Below are 15,753 nucleotides of genomic sequence, written 5' to 3'. Positions count from 1 at the left end.
CTCGTTAATTATCCAAGCGCCTTTACTGGTGGGTCTATAACCATCACCACACCTGACACTTATGCTAATAAAGCATTAATAAAGCAGATTTAAAACACTCCATCAGCCTCCCTTATAAACAGCAATAACATCCAACTTGGGGCACAGCAGTAACTATTTTGGTGCATTAATTTTTGATATCGCTGTCATTAACAATCGTGCTCACCCTGATTTTTGGCAAATAGCAACGCTAATCATGCTGACATAAAAACCTTAGTATATAAGCGACTGGTCTCGATACGGCATACCTTTATGCCTAATAGCAACGCGCAAAAACCTAGCTAATCGAAGTGCTCTGGCATGATTATTGAATACTCTGTAATAGTAGGTATTAAATGCTGTTTATCAGCTGTTGTTGAGAGACGGAGCCGTTTATAGCGTGATAAAAAAATAAACGATGTCCGCATTCAACCAGCCCCATCACTAAGGACAGACGCATGATTAGCACTGCATTGAACACAGAAAACAAAGGCAATTTAGTGGTGATTGGCAACGGTATGGTCGGTCATCACTTTATTGAACGAGCAATTGAGCAAGGACTGCACCAGCAATTTGACATTCATGTATTTGCTGAAGAAGACCGCCCTGCTTATGACCGTGTTTATTTGTCGAGCTACTTTGAACATAAAGATGCCAGTAAGCTGAACCTAGTAGATTTAACGGCTTACGAATTATCAAAAGTTAATTTGCATTTGAATCAGTGCATTGTAGATATCGATTCGGCCAGGCAGCGTATTACTACTGAGGCAGGCGAGATTATTGAGTACTCTGAGTTGGTGCTAGCAACTGGCTCATATCCTTTTGTGCCGCCCATCCCAGGCTGCGAGCATCCGCATTGCCACGTATACCGAACCATTGCGGATTTAGATGAGATTTTAGCGATTGCGGAGCTGCCCACTGTCAAAAAAGGCGTAGTGGTTGGTGGTGGTCTACTGGGGCTTGAGGCCGCAAAAGCACTCGTGACACTAGGGCTTGATACCTATGTGGTCGAGTTCGCACCGCAATTGATGGGCGTTCAGCTCGATGCCGCTGGCGGTGAGATCTTAAAGCGAAAAATAGAAGCACTTGGTGTCAAAGTACTGACAGGCAAAAACACCAAAGAGATTCTATCCAATACTGCACCCAACTCTGATGACACCAGCGGTGACGGTCAACATTTAACCATGCAGTTTACAGATGACACCTCTCTAACGGCCGATATGATTGTGTTTAGCGCTGGTATTAGACCGCAAGACGGTCTCATTAAAAACAACCCTGAATGCGGTATCGAAATGGGCGGGCGTGGTGGCATCTTGATCAATGAGCAATGTCGCACCAATGTAGATCATGTTTATGCCGTGGGCGAATGCGCAGTATGGGACAACAAAGTATTTGGTCTGGTGGCTCCCGGCTACAACATGGCCAGTATCTGTGCCGCGCAAATCGCTGGTGATAGCAAGCAGATATTTACGGGTGCTGACATGAGCACCAAGTTAAAACTGATGGGTGTTGATGTGGGTAGTATTGGCGACGCACATGGTACGAGTGACGGCAGCTTGAGCTACCTGTATCAAAACCCAGCTGAGGGCATTTATAAAAAACTGGTCACTACACCGGATAACAAACGCTTGCTTGGTGCTGTATTGGTAGGCGACACCGAAGACTATAACAACTTATTGCAATTGTATTTAAATGACATTGATCTACCCGCACACCCAGAAAGCCTGATACTACCCAATGTCGAAAAACCCGTGATGGGCATCGAAAATCTGCCAGATACTGCCACGATCTGCTCTTGTTATAACGTGACCAAAGGCGCTATCTGCTCCGCCGTCGAAAACGGCGCATACTCCGTCAGCGATGTAAAAACCATGACCAGTGCTGGTAGTGGCTGTGGCGGCTGTGCCCCTATGGTCAAAGATACGGTCAGCTATCAACTCACTGCCATGGGCTTTGAAGTAAACAATGACTTGTGTGAGCACTTTGCTTACTCTCGTCAAGATTTATATAGCCTAATTCGCGTGCAAGGCATCAAAACCTTTGATGAATTACTGACTGAACATGGCAGCGGCCATGGCTGTGAGATATGTAAACCGACAGTCGCCTCTATTTTGGCATCGTGCTGGAATGACTATGTACTCAAAACCGAGCTGACACCACTACAAGACAGTAACGATTACTACTTAGGTAATATCCAAAAAGACGGCACTTATTCCGTCGTACCGCGTGTGCCGGGCGGTGAAATCACTGCAGACAAGCTCATCGTACTGGGTCAAGTGGCGAAGCAGTTTAATTTGTACACCAAAATCACTGGTGGGATGCGAGTCGATCTATTTGGCGCGCGCATGGAGCAATTACCTGATATTTGGACGCAACTGGTACAAGCAGGCTTTGAGACTGGCCATGCCTATGGTAAATCTTTACGTACCGTGAAATCTTGTATCGGTAACAACTGGTGCCGCTACGGCGTCGATGACAGTATTGGTCTCGCCTTGAGATTAGAAGATCGTTATAAAGGCGTGCGCTCACCGCACAAAATCAAAATGGGTGTGTCAGGCTGTATGCGCGAATGTGCTGAAGCGCAAAGTAAAGACTTTGGCATGATTGCGACTGAAAACGGCTGGAATCTATTTGTCTGCGGTAATGGTGGTATCACCCCACGTCATGGCGAGCTGTTCGCCACCGATCTGGACACCGAAACTATGGTCAAATATATCGACCGCATCATTATGTTTTATATCAAAACAGCGGACAAGCTACAGCGCACCTCAAAGTGGCGTGAAAGCTTAGATGGCGGGCTGGATTATCTAAAAGCCGTCATTATTGAAGACAGTTTGGGCATAGCAGATGAGCTCGAAGCACAAATGCAGTTATTGGTCGACAATTACGTGTGTGAGTGGGCAGCGACGATTAATGACACCGAAAAACTCAAACGTTTCCGTCATTTTGTAAACAGTGAGAAAGGCGATGATAATGTCGTTTTCGTGACCGATCGTGAGCAGATTCGCCCAGCGACTGATGCGGAAAAAGCAACCATCAATTTGGTTGAATTGGCCTAGCCAATGATGAGTGCCTTGTTAGTTATCACAAAAAGCAAGGCGCTGTTTTTTGACTCATGTTTTGCAACTCGTAACTTATTACTCATGATTTACCACTCATACAGAGCAATATTATCATCACTAAGGATACCGCCTCATGAACCAACAGACTATTTGTACACTTGACGATATCATTCCTGAAACCGGTGTCTGCGCCCTCATAGATGGCAAACAAATTGCTATTTTTCGTACCAAACAGAACGATTTATTTGCTCTTGATAACTACGATCCATTCAGTCAAGCCAATGTATTGTCTCGAGGGTTGATTGGTGGCACCACGATTACAGATGATACAGGAACAGCAAAAGAAGTCCTTTATGTGGCCTCGCCCATCTATAAGCAACGCTTTAACCTAGCTACTGGTCAGTGTTTAGATGATGAGAGTATTGTGCTCAATACTTATAAATTCAAACTTGATGGAAATAATGTGGTGGCAAACTACGAATAATAAGCGGCGTTATCTCTTATTTTGATATGCCATTAATAATTGCTGTATTAATCTAAAACATCCTTTGAATCTGAGATTCAAAGGATGTTTTATTTTTGACAACTACGCTGAAATACCACGCATTAAACGTTTCAATATATTCTACCAAACTGAAAGGCTGATATTTGCGTTTTTAGTTTTATTAGAAGTAGACTTTACGCCTTATTTCAATCCTTATGCATCCATGGCTATCATAAGTGGCTGTTATGATAGCTCATGCCGCGTATAGAGCTTTATGCTTGTGAGTTGCGCTTCAGGCTATATACTTGGCATCATCGTTCTAGAACGAATAATCTTTCCATAATACTCTAACGTCTCGCTCAGGGTCGTTAACAATTTTAGAATCAGTATCAAATACCATCGTTGCTCGATCTGCTAGTCGATAGTTATCCCATGGTGCTTGTCCAGAACGAGCAAACTCAATCCAGTTCTGATGCATAGTATTGGCAAGCTTTTGCGATGGTTGATCGCCAATAAAGCTTTTGGCTTGCTCACTATCAAGAGCGTTAAAGGTAAAAGGCACATCCACAAAATGCGCGGCGCCTAATTTTCCATCAAAGGCTGGTGAAAACCACGAAAAGTTATAATGCCAGACTTTATTGCCGTTGTTAACCAAGTGCTCAGCAATATGGACTGCAGGCATCCGAAAGGTATAATCAGACTGAATGTCAGCAAAGCTATCGCCAATAGATTTTTCATTCTTAATTGGTGCGTAAACATTACGCGATGCACTATTCAAAGATAAGTCACTCAACAACTGAGATCTTTGTGTTGCAGGAATTTGGTCGATAGCACCGCCTGGAACATAATACAGTCTGGCTTCTTGATCCGTACTACCCACGATAACGGGAATGGCTGGATCTGTATTGTTTGCCAAATCTCTCATAGGTGACTCTTTGATGACATCTCCATCAGCGACAGGCAAAAACGCTGTTCCGCCCCAAGACATCATGCCCCACTGGTCTCGATTCTTTATAGTGTTGCCGATATCAATAACTTCAGTGACTAACGTTTCAAGAGGAATTTGAGAGATATCGCTTATCGTTGCTGATACACCCAGCTCTTTGGCAAAAGTTTGGCTAACTCGATCTGCTTGCTCCATGGTCATAAATTGCATTGGTGGGCTTTGCATGATTGCTTGTTGAAAGAGACCTTTTGCCTTATCTGTACCCAACAGTATGGCGACGCTTTCAGCACCTGCTGATTGACCGAACAAAGTAACGTTCTCTGGATTACCGCCAAAATTGGCAATGTTTTTCTGTACCCATTGTAGTGCCGCAATTTGATCGAGAATACCTCTATTATCTGGCGCACCATCTAAATGCATAAACCCATCCACACCAACTCGATAATTCACAGTAACGACAATCGCGTCGTTTTTTGCAAAGCTAGTACCGTTGTACGCCTCTTCTCCTGCATCTGCCCGAATAAAAGCGCCGCCTGGTATCCAAACCATTACAGGTAGCTGCTTATTTGATTGTAGAGCAGCCGTTGGCGCCCATATATTTAAGGTAAGATCACCTGCAGCACCGACAAGCTCAACCGTCTGCTCTCTTCCTGGCTGCGGAACTGGCGCTGTTTTTTTTGTAGCGTCCAAGACGCCCTCCCACTTTTCATACGCCTGAGGAGCTTTAAACCTACGCGCTTTTGTAAAAGGATCATGAGCATAAGGAATACCATAAAATGACGTAACGTCGGCATCCACTTTACCTTGAACGTCGCCTTGATGAACAGAAACCGTCATCTGCTGTCCTTCTATATCGTTATTCGCTGCAAATGAAGATGCCATATTAAAACTTAAAATTATGACTGTCGCTTTGCAAAACCTTTTTACCATATGGTTCAAAGCCATCATTATGATTCCTTTTTTTGTTTACTTGTCTTTCTTATGAGAGTGGTAAAAGTGGATACCCAACCTGAAGCTTACTGTTCCTTAGAATAATACCGTGCTCTGGTCAAAATTTTTATAAGATAAACGTAAGGGTTTTATAACGTTATGGTGAGCTCATATACGTCTAGAAAATTCAGACTAACGATTTGAGATGAAATGAAAAAGTAATATCTAGCCAAACTGAAAGGCAGACAACTGCGTTTTTAGCACTTGCTGGGAGTAAATCTTGTGCCCTTTGTCACATCCTGCTGCACCCACCGCTATCATAAGCGGTAACAAATGCTCCTCTGCCCCTAATGGATGTGAGTCAAGCGCGTGAGGAGCATTTTTCCAATTGGCCAATGCCGCAAGTCGTTTATCCGGATCTGCTAATTCCACAGTATTCGTTAGCCATTCATCAAAACGCTCTGATGGTTCAGTAAAACTGGTATCGCCATAACCGCGCATATTATGAAAGCTCATGCCGCTACCGACGATTAGCACACCCTCTGTACGTAATGACACCAATGCCTGACCAGCAGCCAAATGCGCTTGTGGGTCTAAATCATGACGCAAAGATAGCTGCACCACTGGAATATCTGCCTCAGGGAACATTAGCTTAAGCGGTATAAATACCCCATGATCAAAACCGCGCTCCGCATCTTGTTTATTACCTACCCCGGTCTCTGTCAGTAGACTACTGACTTGCTCCGCCAATGCTGGCGCGCCTGAGGCTGGATAAGTCAAACTATAAGTATGCTCAGGAAAGCCATAATAATCATAAATGAGATCAGGTTGCTTGCCAGCGGTGTTACTAAACTCAGCCGTTTGCCAATGCGCACTAATGATTAAGATAGCCTTTGGTCGCTCAGGCAAACGAGCAGAAATGCCCTTTAAAAAAGTTGCCATCTCATGCCACGTATCCGCTGGTTGCCAATCCATAAAAAAACAAGGCCCTGCACCATGCGGTATAAACAGTACAGGCTGGCTGACTGGCTCATTAGATAAAAGTGTTGTCATGGCTTTCCCCTTGTTGCTTGTCTTAAATGGCTATTTTCACTAATAATTGAATAATCCCATTTACAATTATAAAACCTAGCCTAATTTTTCTGATAATACTTTATCCATACTGAGGGAACCGCCACCTTGAATAGCTAGGGCAAGCGTAGCCACCATCAATGTTAATGCGTATTCATAACCACCATTATCAGCAAATAGCCCATTGCTAATATGGACAGAAAAAATAGCCACCAACATGGTAAAGGCTGCGGCCAAAGCCGCTGGTCTGGTTAGCAAACCTAACACCAGAGCCAGACCACCGAAGAACTCAGCACCGCCTGCTAGTATCGCCATCAAATAACCCGGATCCATACCCATACTGCTCAACCATTGAGCCGTACCTGTTAATCCATTGCCACCGAACCAACCAAATAGTTTTTGGGCGCCATGGGCTGCTAAAATCAGGCCAACGGGTACACGAAGCACTAAGGCCGCTGCTCCAGCTTTTGATGTCAAAACAGTATTTAATAGTGATGATTTCATTGATGCTTACTCCATAAGGTATGATTAGAATAAATAGTGTCGAAAATGATATAGGCACACTTTACTATCAACGCTATAAAAGAGTAAGCTCAGTTATATTGAATAATTATCAACATACTGTTTATAATGGATTTGATATCAAGAGAAATATAGGGACAGACATGGATAGAATCGATGCCATGCGCGCTTTCGTCGCGGTAGTGACAGAAGGTAGCTTTAGCAAAGCGGCTATTACGATGCAGCTCTCGCCGCAGCTAGTAAGCAAATATGTAGCAAAGCTAGAGGAGGAACTACATACTCGCCTGCTCAACCGTACTACACGCAAAGTCAGCCTGACTGAAGCTGGCAGTCAATACTTTACACATGCGCAGCAGATTTTATTGAGTATTGATGAGATGGCATCGCAGTTAGGCGGCTTACAGCAGCATCCCAAAGGCGTCCTACGCATCAGTGCGCCCGTGTCCTTTGCCTTAAAGCATATGGCAAAACTCATCACTGATTTTCAGGAGCGCTATCCGTCAGTTACCGTTGATTTGCAGTTGAGTGATCGAAAAGTAGATATCGTTGAAGAAGGCTTTGATATTGCCCTGCGTATCGGACAGCTCCAAAGCTCGTCGCTTATCGCCAAGCAGATTGCTCCGATTCGCGTGGTATTATGCGCCTCGCCCGAGTACCTCAAAACTCATGGAACCCCTAAGCAGCTTGAGGATTTAGAATCGCATCGCTATTTGCATTATAGCTATATGAATGTCGAAACTAAGGGTCAAATCTACAAATACCTAAAGACCAAACAATTCAAAGAACGTAGCGTTTTCCATAGTAACAATGGCGACGTACTCGTTGAAGCAGCTATTGCAGGCGGAGGGTTGATATTACAGCCGACTTTTATTGCTAGCGAAGCATTAAGTACTGGCAAATTGGTGGTAGTGTTGCCAGAATATGAACCTAGCCCTTTAGGGTTGTATGCCGTCTACGCCCATAGAAAACTACTACCTCACAAAGTCAGATGCTTTATCGACTTTATGACCAACTACTATGGCACGCCGCCGTATTGGGATGAGCATATATAGCTCTAAACATAGAGACATAAAAAAACTACGACACATTATGTATCGTAGCTTTCGGTTCAAGCAAACTTAAGCAAGCGCTGACTTAATAATCAGATCCAACCTTCTTCTAGTAGGTGCTCAGTATTGCTGATTTTAAAATTATTGCATAAGTCATAGAATGCCATTGGGTCTTCAACATTATCGAGCAACTCTCGTTTATGCAGTGCCACAAACAGCGCCAACGCATACGCTGCACTATGGATAGATTTTTTAGGATTAAAAGTAATATCAGTAAACCCTTGATATTGAATCACTTCCTCATGCAGCTGAGGGTTTTGCTTGAGCGCATTCACGTACAGCCAATCATAAAATGTTGTTAACGGCTCTACGCCCCATTCCATACCAAAGTAGTTGTAACCAATGAGCTCGCCCGAGGTCATCAATCGCTCATCCTTTCGGGCTTGTCTTGGCGCTACTGTTAGCAAATCCGTATAAGGACCACCATCTTCAAAAACCATACTGGCTTGAAAAGCATTTTCGATACTATATGGATTGCCATCATGCTCATCGGTAATTTTTAAGCTAAACGGACTTAGCGGAAAACTTAGCTTATTACCAGATTTGCTAGACAGCTCTAAAACATGCTTAAAGCCATACTTTTTGCGAATGACTTGTTGTAGGTCATTGATGGATTTTTTCTTTTGTCTGCTCGCAAATCCCACATGCCGCTCAAACATAACCATATCCGTTTTTACCAAATTGTCACTGTTGACTTTGGGCATGAATACGGGTCTTTGTTCTATCGTATTTGGTACTTCTTCCATAGTGATGTGCCTTAATATCAATGGTCTTGTATAAATATTTTGTGTTAACGGTGCTGATATCACCTGCTGTTGACGACGTACTCTGTCATTGCTAGCAGCATTTCTTATTATTGTTGTTTTATTCGCTAGCAGCCAAATACAGTGAATTAATCGAGAGTTATTGAACCCTATCAGCGCTCGCTGGGCAGTTTATCTTATTATTAGTCATTTATCCTGCCCTATTTTAGAATTAATGCCGCCATACCTTCAACAATAAACCATAATCGAGCTATTTTAAGCTTAACAACGAATATAAGACGCTACTATAAACGGGTTTAAAAACATTCAAAGAAATACGCTTGACCTTACCATGATGTCAACCTATATGCTGTCACTATAGAATCAAAAATACGATTAAAAACAGAATTAAAAACGACAGAGATTGTTATGAAAACAAAAAATACTAAAGTCCCTACTTATCAAGAAGTGCTGAGCATTGAAGGCATGAGTTGCGCGTCTTGTGTTGGGCGTATCGAAAAACAATTAAAAAATATTGAGCACGTTGAAAACGCCGAGGTAAATCTTGCCACTGAACAGGCGACTGTTTATTCATCTCAGCCTTTAGATGTCGCCCAGTTAAACAAAGCGGTAGAGCGCGCAGGCTATAAGGTGACTGAAACCAAGCCTATTGAGCTATCTATAGAAGGCATGAGCTGTGCCTCTTGCGTTGGACGAGTAGAAAAATCCTTGGCAAAAGTCGCTGGCGTGCAACAAGCTACTGTAAACCTTGCGACTGAACGCGCTTGGATTAAAGGCGATGCTCAAATACAAACGAGCGACTTAATTGAGGCCGTTAAAAAAGCGGGCTACGAGGCCAAACTGGTAGAACAAGACCAAAGTGATCGACAAGATAAAAAAGCCTCAGAGCAAAATCAGCTTAAACGAGATTTAGGACTTTCTGCGCTGTTGTCACTGCCCGTATTCATTCTAGCAATGGGCTCGCATATGATTCCCGCCTTTCATATGTGGGTGGTGAATAACCTCGGCACTCAGCAAAGTTGGTTGATACAGTTTGTTTTGACCACATTGGTACTACTCTTTCCAGGCCGACGCTTTTATCAAAAAGGCGTGCCAGCCCTATTGCGTTTTGCGCCAGATATGAATTCGCTAGTGGCGATTGGTACCATCGCAGCATATGGGTTCTCTCTAATAGCGACCTTTATCCCGCAAGCGCTACCTGAAGGCACGGTGCACGTCTATTACGAAGCTGCTGCCATGATTGTAAGCTTGATATTATTAGGTCGTTATTTTGAAGCAAAGGCTAAAGGTCGTACTTTTCAAGCCATTCAGCATTTAGTAGGCATGCAGGCAAAGACTGCCCGAGTACACCAAGATGGCAAAGTCATTGAAGTCCCTGTAGAAGATATCACCGCAAAAATGATAGTTGAAATCCGTCCAGGTGAGCGTGTGCCTATCGATGGCGAAGTCGTTGACGGTCACAGTTATATTGACGAATCTATGATCACTGGTGAACCTGTCCCTGTAAAAAAACAAGCCAGTGATCAAGTGGTCGGCGGTACTATCAATCAAAACGGCACCGTGAATATTCGGGCAACAGCCATTGGTAAAGATTCCGTATTGGCACAAATCATTTGTATGGTGGAACAAGCCCAAGGCTCTAAATTACCGATTCAAGCATTGGTGGATAAAGTCACCATGTGGTTTGTACCAGCGGTGATGTTTTTATCAGCATTGACCTTTATAGTTTGGTTGATTTTTGGCCCTGACCCTGCCTTAACCTTTGGTTTAATCAATGCGGTTGCCGTGCTTATTGTAGCCTGCCCTTGTGCAATGGGATTAGCCACCCCCACCTCTATTATGGTCGGTACGGGTCGTGGTGCAGAATTGGGCGTGCTATTCCGTAAAGGTGAAGCGCTACAAATGCTTCAAGATGTGAGCGTGGTTGCCGTTGATAAAACAGGCACATTGACTGAAGGCAAACCTACCTTAACGGATTTTCAAGTCCAACAAGGATTTGAGAAAGAACAAGTCTTACGTGTGGTGGCATCGGTTGAAGCAAAATCTGAGCATCCCATTGCCTTAGCCATTGTACAAGCCGCAGAGCAACAGAATATTCAACTGCTTCCTATCACTGACTTTGAGGCGATGACAGGTTTGGGTATCCAAGCAAACGTGGCAGGCCAAGTGATTCATATTGGCGCGGATCGTTACATGCAGCAATTGGGGCTTGATGTTGCGCCTTTTGAACAAGACGCGCTACGTTTGGGGCAAGAAGGTAAAACCCCGCTCTATGTATCTATTGATCAGCAGTTGGCCGCTATCATCGCCGTTGCCGACCCTATTAAAGAGACGACTCATGCCGCCATCGCCGCACTACATCAGTTAGGCTTAAAAGTGGCCATGATTACAGGTGATAATCGCCATACCGCCCAAGCGATTGCCGCAAAATTAAATATTGATCAGGTAGTAGCAGAAGTATTACCCGAAGGCAAGGTAGATGCAATACGCCAGTTGCAAGAACAATATGGCCGAATGGCATTTGTCGGTGACGGTATCAATGATGCCCCTGCATTGGCTCAATCCGATGTTGGATTGGCCATTGGTACAGGCACAGACGTAGCGATTGAGGCGGCTGAAGTGGTGCTAATGTCAGGTAGTCTGCAAGGTGTGCCTACTGCAATTGCCTTGAGTAAAGCCACCATCAGTAATATCAGACAAAATCTGGCTTGGGCATTTATTTATAATGTCGCCTTGATTCCGATTGCCGCAGGTGTCTTGTATCCAGCATTTGGTATCCTGCTCTCACCCATTTTTGCGGCAGGCGCAATGGCGCTGTCTTCCGTTTTCGTATTGGGTAATGCGTTACGCCTCAAGTACTTTAAAGTATAGTCAGCGAACTACTAAACCGCTACAGAGTGAATGTAGAATCGTAAAAGTTATCCATATAGGGTTTAAATACACAGGTTATTTAAACCCTTTTGTTATTTAAGTCCCTTTTTAAGTTAGAAGGATAAATATGAATATTGGTCAAGCATCAAAGCAATCAGGTATCTCTACCAAAATGATTCGCTACTATGAGCAGATTGGCTTGCTAGAAACCGTAAATCGCTCGAACTCAGGTTATCGCTTGTATTCTAAAGACGATATAGACGACTTATGCTTTTTAAAACATTCTCGTGACTTGGGGTTCTCATCCAAGCAAATGAAAGAGTTACTATATCTGCGCAAAAATGCCAGCCGTCAGAGCGCGGATGTTAAGCAGTTGACACAAGAGCATATCGAAACGTTAAACCAAAAAATCACTCAATTGCAGGAGATGGTCAATTCGCTACAGAATTCTTTTGATAACTGTGCAGGCGATGATAATGCAGAGTGCGCTATCTTAGAGGATCTTGGGCAAGCTAAATAGCTTATATAAAATACACGATGCAGCTAATACCCAGCACATAAAAAACCCTTTAAGCGACAAATGACGCTTAAAGGGTTTAGATTTTTTCTTAACCAAAACTACGTTAACTGTCTTTAACTACGAGCTAACTCAAAAATAGGCTGTCCGTATTCAACGTTCTGGCCACTTTCAACCAAAACTGCCGTGACCACACCTTCTTTATTACTAATCACTGGCTGCAAACGAGTCAATTCATCAATGAAGCAAACGGTCTGACCTTTTTGAATATGGTCGCCTTCTTTGACCAAATTGTCTGTTGCATCGTCTTCACTTAAGTAGACCTGCCCTACATAGGTAGCACCTACTTGCAAGACATCACTACTAGTCTGTTCAGGCTCATGAGTAGTCGTGGCCTCTATAGGACTAGCGCTCACATTATTCTGCGCACCTAGATTATTAACCACTTTAATAGACTGCCCGTTGTCTGCAATCGTGACTTCGTGCAGCTGACTGCTTTCAACCAGTTTGACCACACGTGCTATTTGCTCTATATCCATAATACATTCCTTAACTTAATTTTTTAGCTCATGCCCAGATATTTAGCAATGGTCATGACACTTAGAATACTCATCACAATGGCGATTAACCAACCAAATGCTGCAATCCAAATCGGATGCTTATAATTGCCAACGATATTTTTTCTGTAGGCGGCAATCAGAATGATGACCATGGCGATAGGTAGCACTAAGCCATTTAACGTACCAACCAATACCAATACTTGAGCCGGTTTACCGATAGTGGCAAACACCATTGTCGAGATCACGATGAAACCAATAATGAAGTAGCGTTTGTGCTTCTCAATGAATGGATGGAAGTTGGTCATAAAAGACACAGAGGTATAAGCAGCGCCAATCACCGAGGTCACAGAAGCCGCCCAAATCACCATACCAAAAATAACTTTACCCGCATTTCCTAAAATGTACTGAAACGGCGACATGGCTGGGTTAGCAGGGTCTAATGCAAAGCCTTGAGATACCACGCCTAATACTGCAAGGAATAAAAATACGCGAATCACAGAGGCAATCAAAATACCAGAGACCGAGCTTCTGGTCACTGATTTTAAATTCTCTTCTCCGCTGACACCTGCTTCTAATAAGCGATGCGCACCTGAGAAAGTAATATAACCGCCAACCGTACCGCCAACTAGCGTCACGATAGCCACTGCATCAATTTTGTCAGGCATGATGGTTTTGCTGACGGCTTCTGCTAATGGTGGATCAGATTTAAAGACCACATAAATGACCAATACAATCAGGATAAAGCCCATTAACTGAGCGAACTTATCCATCATAGGCCCCGTTTCTCGGCCTAGAAATATGGCGACGGCAATCACACCACTGATCAGGGCGCCTGTAATGGGTGACATATTAAACATGGACTGCATGCCAAGTCCGGCACCGCCAATATTACCAATATTGAAAGCCAGACCACCCGCAATGATTAAGAAAGCGAGCAAGTAACCGACACCAGGAAACACCAAGTTGGCGATTTCTTGTGCACGTTTTTTGGAGACCGCGACTACTCGCCAAACGTTAAGCTGGACGCCGATGTCCATAACAATAGAGATTAAGATAACAAAGCCGAAACTTGCCATTAGGCTTTCGGTAAATGTGGCCGTTTGGGTCAAAAACCCTGGTCCTACTGCTGATGTGGCCATCAGGAAGGCCGCGCCTAAAATGGCGGTATTGTGTTTTTTTATGGTGCTCATAAACATCCTTGTTCTATATGGGATTATTTAATCAAATGATTAGGAAACGGATATTTAATGGGCAGATATAGTGATACCTTTGAGCTCTAGTTGTTTCTTTATTTCTTGTGCAAATAAAATAGCGTGTTCGCCATCCCCATGTAGGCAGATACTTTGCGCTTCTACGGGTACGGTTTGACCGCAGACACTGGTGACAGTCCCTTCAGTAATCATCTGCAATACATGCTTAACCGCATCATCCGTATCGGTTATCAGGGCACTGTCTTTGCTACGAGAGACCAATGAGCCGTCTTTTTCATAGTTTCTATCAGCAAACACTTCTGATATGGCTTCTAAACCATGCTTCTTAGCTGATTTAACCAAATAGCCGCCGGACAAACCCATGACCTTTAGGCTTGGATCAAATCGTTTGATTTCACTCACCAAGACGTCTGATAAATCTTCATCAATAGCGGCTTGGTTGTACAACGCACCATGCGGTTTTACGTAGTCTAATGACACACCAACCAAGTCACAGAGCGCTTTGGTTGCACCCAACTGATATGCCAATAAAGCACGATAGTCGGCTTCACTTAACGGCTCATGAATACGGCCAAAGTTTTCTCTATCGTTTAGACCAGGATGTGCGCCTACGCTCACATTGTTTGCTTTCGCCAATTGCAACGTTGCTAGCATCTCGCTGTAAGAACCAGCATGAAGACCGCAGCAGACATTCGCTGAGCTGACTATCGTTAGTAATTTATCGTCTTGCCCGCAGCCTTCAGCCACATCAGCATTTAAATCAATTTTCATTGGCATACTCCTTTATTTGATCGATATAGTGTTGTCTTTTCTGTTGTTCACGCAGCGCCTGCTCTAACGACACAACGACGAACTGACAGGCTTTGCCAAATCTAATCTGTGCCATCAGACCTATGTCTGCTTGAATCACGGTTGCGATTTTAGGATAGCCACCCGTCGTCTGCCCATCTGCCATTAGGACAATCGGTTGTCCTTGTGGTGGCACCTGAATCATACCAATGTCAACACCATGTGAGCTCATTTCTACAGGCTTACTAAACTCAAGCGCTGTTGCTCCCTCAAGGCGGTAACCCATACGGTTGCTACTGGTTTGTAGTTTCCAAGGCTGATTTTCAAAAGCTTGTTGAGACGACTCAGTGAAGCAATCATACTCACTGCTTTTTATCACTCTAATGACATCGGTTGGTGCAAGTCGAGCCACCCCAATGACAGGCAGGTTTGATTCGGTTTTTACTGTTAATCTATCATCGGCTTTTAGGTATCTGCCTTCAAATCCGCCAAATCCTGCTTTGAGATTGGTGCTAACTGACTGTAATACTGGCTCAATATCGAAGCCACCGTGCACACATAAATAGCTATACATACCTTGTAGCGGACGCAAAAGCTTGAGCGTCTGCCCAGCTGTCGCATTGATACGCCAATAGCAAGGAACACGCTTGTCGTCTAAATACGCCTCGTATAAAGCACCTGTTAAGCAAAAGCTGACGCTTTCTTCAAACTTTATGGTTAGCTCACCTAGTGCTATTTCAATAGCAGGTTCGTTGGCCTCGTTTTTCATCAAAGCATTGCCAGCTTGTAGCGCCCAGTTGTCCATCACGCCATTTCTACCCACACCCATACTGCGGTAACCCAGTCGTCCCGAATCTTGAATACTGGCAAGGGCACTCGCGGTTAAAATTTTCATTGAT

13 protein-coding genes are annotated in these 15,753 nt (G+C 43.9%); 5 read left to right on the top strand and 8 right to left on the bottom strand.

What is annotated here, in order from left to right:
• The first annotated feature begins 476 nt into the window (after positions 1-476).
• Both nirB and nirD read left to right on the top strand, forming a co-directional pair.
• Entirely contained in the window at positions 477-3,077 is a 2,601-nt protein-coding gene (gene nirB / locus ABFV72_RS02825) for a nitrite reductase large subunit NirB (protein ID WP_347162350.1), read from the top strand.
• A 136-nt stretch (positions 3,078-3,213) separates the two neighbouring features.
• Positions 3,214-3,564: a nitrite reductase small subunit NirD gene (gene nirD, locus ABFV72_RS02820; protein ID WP_191115282.1), complete on the top strand. Its 351-nt coding sequence runs from the start codon at positions 3,214-3,216 to the stop codon at positions 3,562-3,564.
• Between the two features lie 319 nt (positions 3,565-3,883).
• Here the strand turns inward: nirD and ABFV72_RS02815 are convergent, their stop codons facing one another.
• From ABFV72_RS02815 to ABFV72_RS02805, 3 genes are all read right to left on the bottom strand, one after another.
• On the bottom strand, positions 3,884-5,392 hold the full coding sequence (locus ABFV72_RS02815; protein ID WP_347162349.1) for a carboxylesterase/lipase family protein: 1,509 nt from the start codon (positions 5,390-5,392) through the stop codon (positions 3,884-3,886).
• 273 nt (positions 5,393-5,665) lie between these two features.
• Positions 5,666-6,493, bottom strand: coding sequence for a DODA-type extradiol aromatic ring-opening family dioxygenase (locus tag ABFV72_RS02810; RefSeq protein ID WP_347162348.1), 828 nt, complete (start codon positions 6,491-6,493; stop codon positions 5,666-5,668).
• Between the two features lie 75 nt (positions 6,494-6,568).
• Positions 6,569-7,015 (bottom strand): DoxX family protein, encoded by a 447-nt coding sequence (locus ABFV72_RS02805; RefSeq protein WP_347162347.1) that lies wholly within the window; start codon positions 7,013-7,015, stop codon positions 6,569-6,571.
• A gap of 161 nt (positions 7,016-7,176) precedes the next feature.
• On the opposite strand from ABFV72_RS02805, the gene ABFV72_RS02800 reads away from it, so the two are divergent.
• Entirely contained in the window at positions 7,177-8,085 is a 909-nt protein-coding gene (locus ABFV72_RS02800; RefSeq protein WP_347162346.1) for a LysR family transcriptional regulator, read from the top strand.
• An 89-nt stretch (positions 8,086-8,174) separates the two neighbouring features.
• On the opposite strand, the gene ABFV72_RS02795 is transcribed toward ABFV72_RS02800, so the two are convergent.
• Positions 8,175-8,888: a DarT1-associated NADAR antitoxin family protein gene (locus ABFV72_RS02795; protein WP_347162345.1), complete on the bottom strand. Its 714-nt coding sequence runs from the start codon at positions 8,886-8,888 to the stop codon at positions 8,175-8,177.
• 426 nt (positions 8,889-9,314) lie between these two features.
• Here ABFV72_RS02795 and ABFV72_RS02790 point away from each other — a divergent pair, with 426 nt between their 5' ends.
• Together ABFV72_RS02790 and cueR are read left to right on the top strand one after the other, a co-directional pair.
• Positions 9,315-11,777, top strand: a complete 2,463-nt coding sequence (locus ABFV72_RS02790) for a heavy metal translocating P-type ATPase (RefSeq protein ID WP_347162344.1) — start codon at positions 9,315-9,317, stop codon at positions 11,775-11,777.
• 127 nt (positions 11,778-11,904) lie between these two features.
• The gene (gene cueR, locus ABFV72_RS02785; RefSeq protein WP_347162343.1) at positions 11,905-12,297 is read left to right on the top strand and encodes a Cu(I)-responsive transcriptional regulator; all 393 of its coding nucleotides are present in this window, start codon (positions 11,905-11,907) and stop codon (positions 12,295-12,297) included.
• Between the two features lie 113 nt (positions 12,298-12,410).
• Here cueR and ABFV72_RS02780 read toward each other — a convergent pair whose 3' ends face one another.
• Genes ABFV72_RS02780 through ABFV72_RS02765 form a run of 4 tightly spaced genes read right to left on the bottom strand, consistent with a single transcriptional unit; the run spans position 12,411 to position 15,749 of the window.
• Positions 12,411-12,833: an acetyl-CoA carboxylase biotin carboxyl carrier protein gene (locus ABFV72_RS02780; RefSeq protein WP_347162342.1), complete on the bottom strand. Its 423-nt coding sequence runs from the start codon at positions 12,831-12,833 to the stop codon at positions 12,411-12,413.
• Positions 12,834-12,856: 23 nt separating this feature from the next.
• Positions 12,857-14,044, bottom strand: a complete 1,188-nt coding sequence (locus ABFV72_RS02775; protein WP_347162341.1) for an NRAMP family divalent metal transporter — start codon at positions 14,042-14,044, stop codon at positions 12,857-12,859.
• 54 nt (positions 14,045-14,098) lie between these two features.
• Positions 14,099-14,836 (bottom strand): 5-oxoprolinase subunit PxpA, encoded by a 738-nt coding sequence (pxpA, locus tag ABFV72_RS02770; protein ID WP_347162340.1) that lies wholly within the window; start codon positions 14,834-14,836, stop codon positions 14,099-14,101.
• A complete protein-coding gene (locus ABFV72_RS02765) occupies positions 14,826-15,749 on the bottom strand; it encodes a biotin-dependent carboxyltransferase family protein (protein ID WP_347162339.1) in 924 nt (307 codons plus the stop codon). The genes pxpA and ABFV72_RS02765 overlap by 11 nt, the downstream gene beginning before the upstream one ends.
• Positions 15,750-15,753 lie beyond the last annotated feature (4 nt).

The sequence above is a fragment of the Psychrobacter proteolyticus genome (assembly GCF_039762275.1).
Classification (GTDB): Bacteria; Pseudomonadota; Gammaproteobacteria; order Pseudomonadales; family Moraxellaceae; genus Psychrobacter; species Psychrobacter proteolyticus_C.
Note: the sequence above shows the minus strand (reverse complement) of the source record. Positions and strands in the feature narration are given on the sequence as shown.

Excerpts from the sequence above, each read along its gene's own strand:
- nirB (WP_347162350.1), top strand. The coding sequence starts at position 477 with ATGATTAGCACTGCATTGAACACAGAAAACAAAGGCAATTTAGTGGTG.
- nirD (WP_191115282.1), top strand. The coding sequence starts at position 3,214 with ATGAACCAACAGACTATTTGTACACTTGACGATATCATTCCTGAAACC.
- ABFV72_RS02815 (WP_347162349.1), bottom strand. The coding sequence starts at position 5,392 with ATGGCATCTTCATTTGCAGCGAATAACGATATAGAAGGACAGCAGATG.
- ABFV72_RS02810 (WP_347162348.1), bottom strand. The coding sequence starts at position 6,493 with ATGACAACACTTTTATCTAATGAGCCAGTCAGCCAGCCTGTACTGTTT.
- ABFV72_RS02805 (WP_347162347.1), bottom strand. The coding sequence starts at position 7,015 with ATGAAATCATCACTATTAAATACTGTTTTGACATCAAAAGCTGGAGCA.
- ABFV72_RS02800 (WP_347162346.1), top strand. The coding sequence starts at position 7,177 with ATGGATAGAATCGATGCCATGCGCGCTTTCGTCGCGGTAGTGACAGAA.
- ABFV72_RS02795 (WP_347162345.1), bottom strand. The coding sequence starts at position 8,888 with ATGGAAGAAGTACCAAATACGATAGAACAAAGACCCGTATTCATGCCC.
- ABFV72_RS02790 (WP_347162344.1), top strand. The coding sequence starts at position 9,315 with ATGAAAACAAAAAATACTAAAGTCCCTACTTATCAAGAAGTGCTGAGC.
- cueR (WP_347162343.1), top strand. The coding sequence starts at position 11,905 with ATGAATATTGGTCAAGCATCAAAGCAATCAGGTATCTCTACCAAAATG.
- ABFV72_RS02780 (WP_347162342.1), bottom strand. The coding sequence starts at position 12,833 with ATGGATATAGAGCAAATAGCACGTGTGGTCAAACTGGTTGAAAGCAGT.
- ABFV72_RS02775 (WP_347162341.1), bottom strand. The coding sequence starts at position 14,044 with ATGAGCACCATAAAAAAACACAATACCGCCATTTTAGGCGCGGCCTTC.
- pxpA (WP_347162340.1), bottom strand. The coding sequence starts at position 14,836 with ATGAAAATTGATTTAAATGCTGATGTGGCTGAAGGCTGCGGGCAAGAC.
- ABFV72_RS02765 (WP_347162339.1), bottom strand. The coding sequence starts at position 15,749 with ATGAAAATTTTAACCGCGAGTGCCCTTGCCAGTATTCAAGATTCGGGA.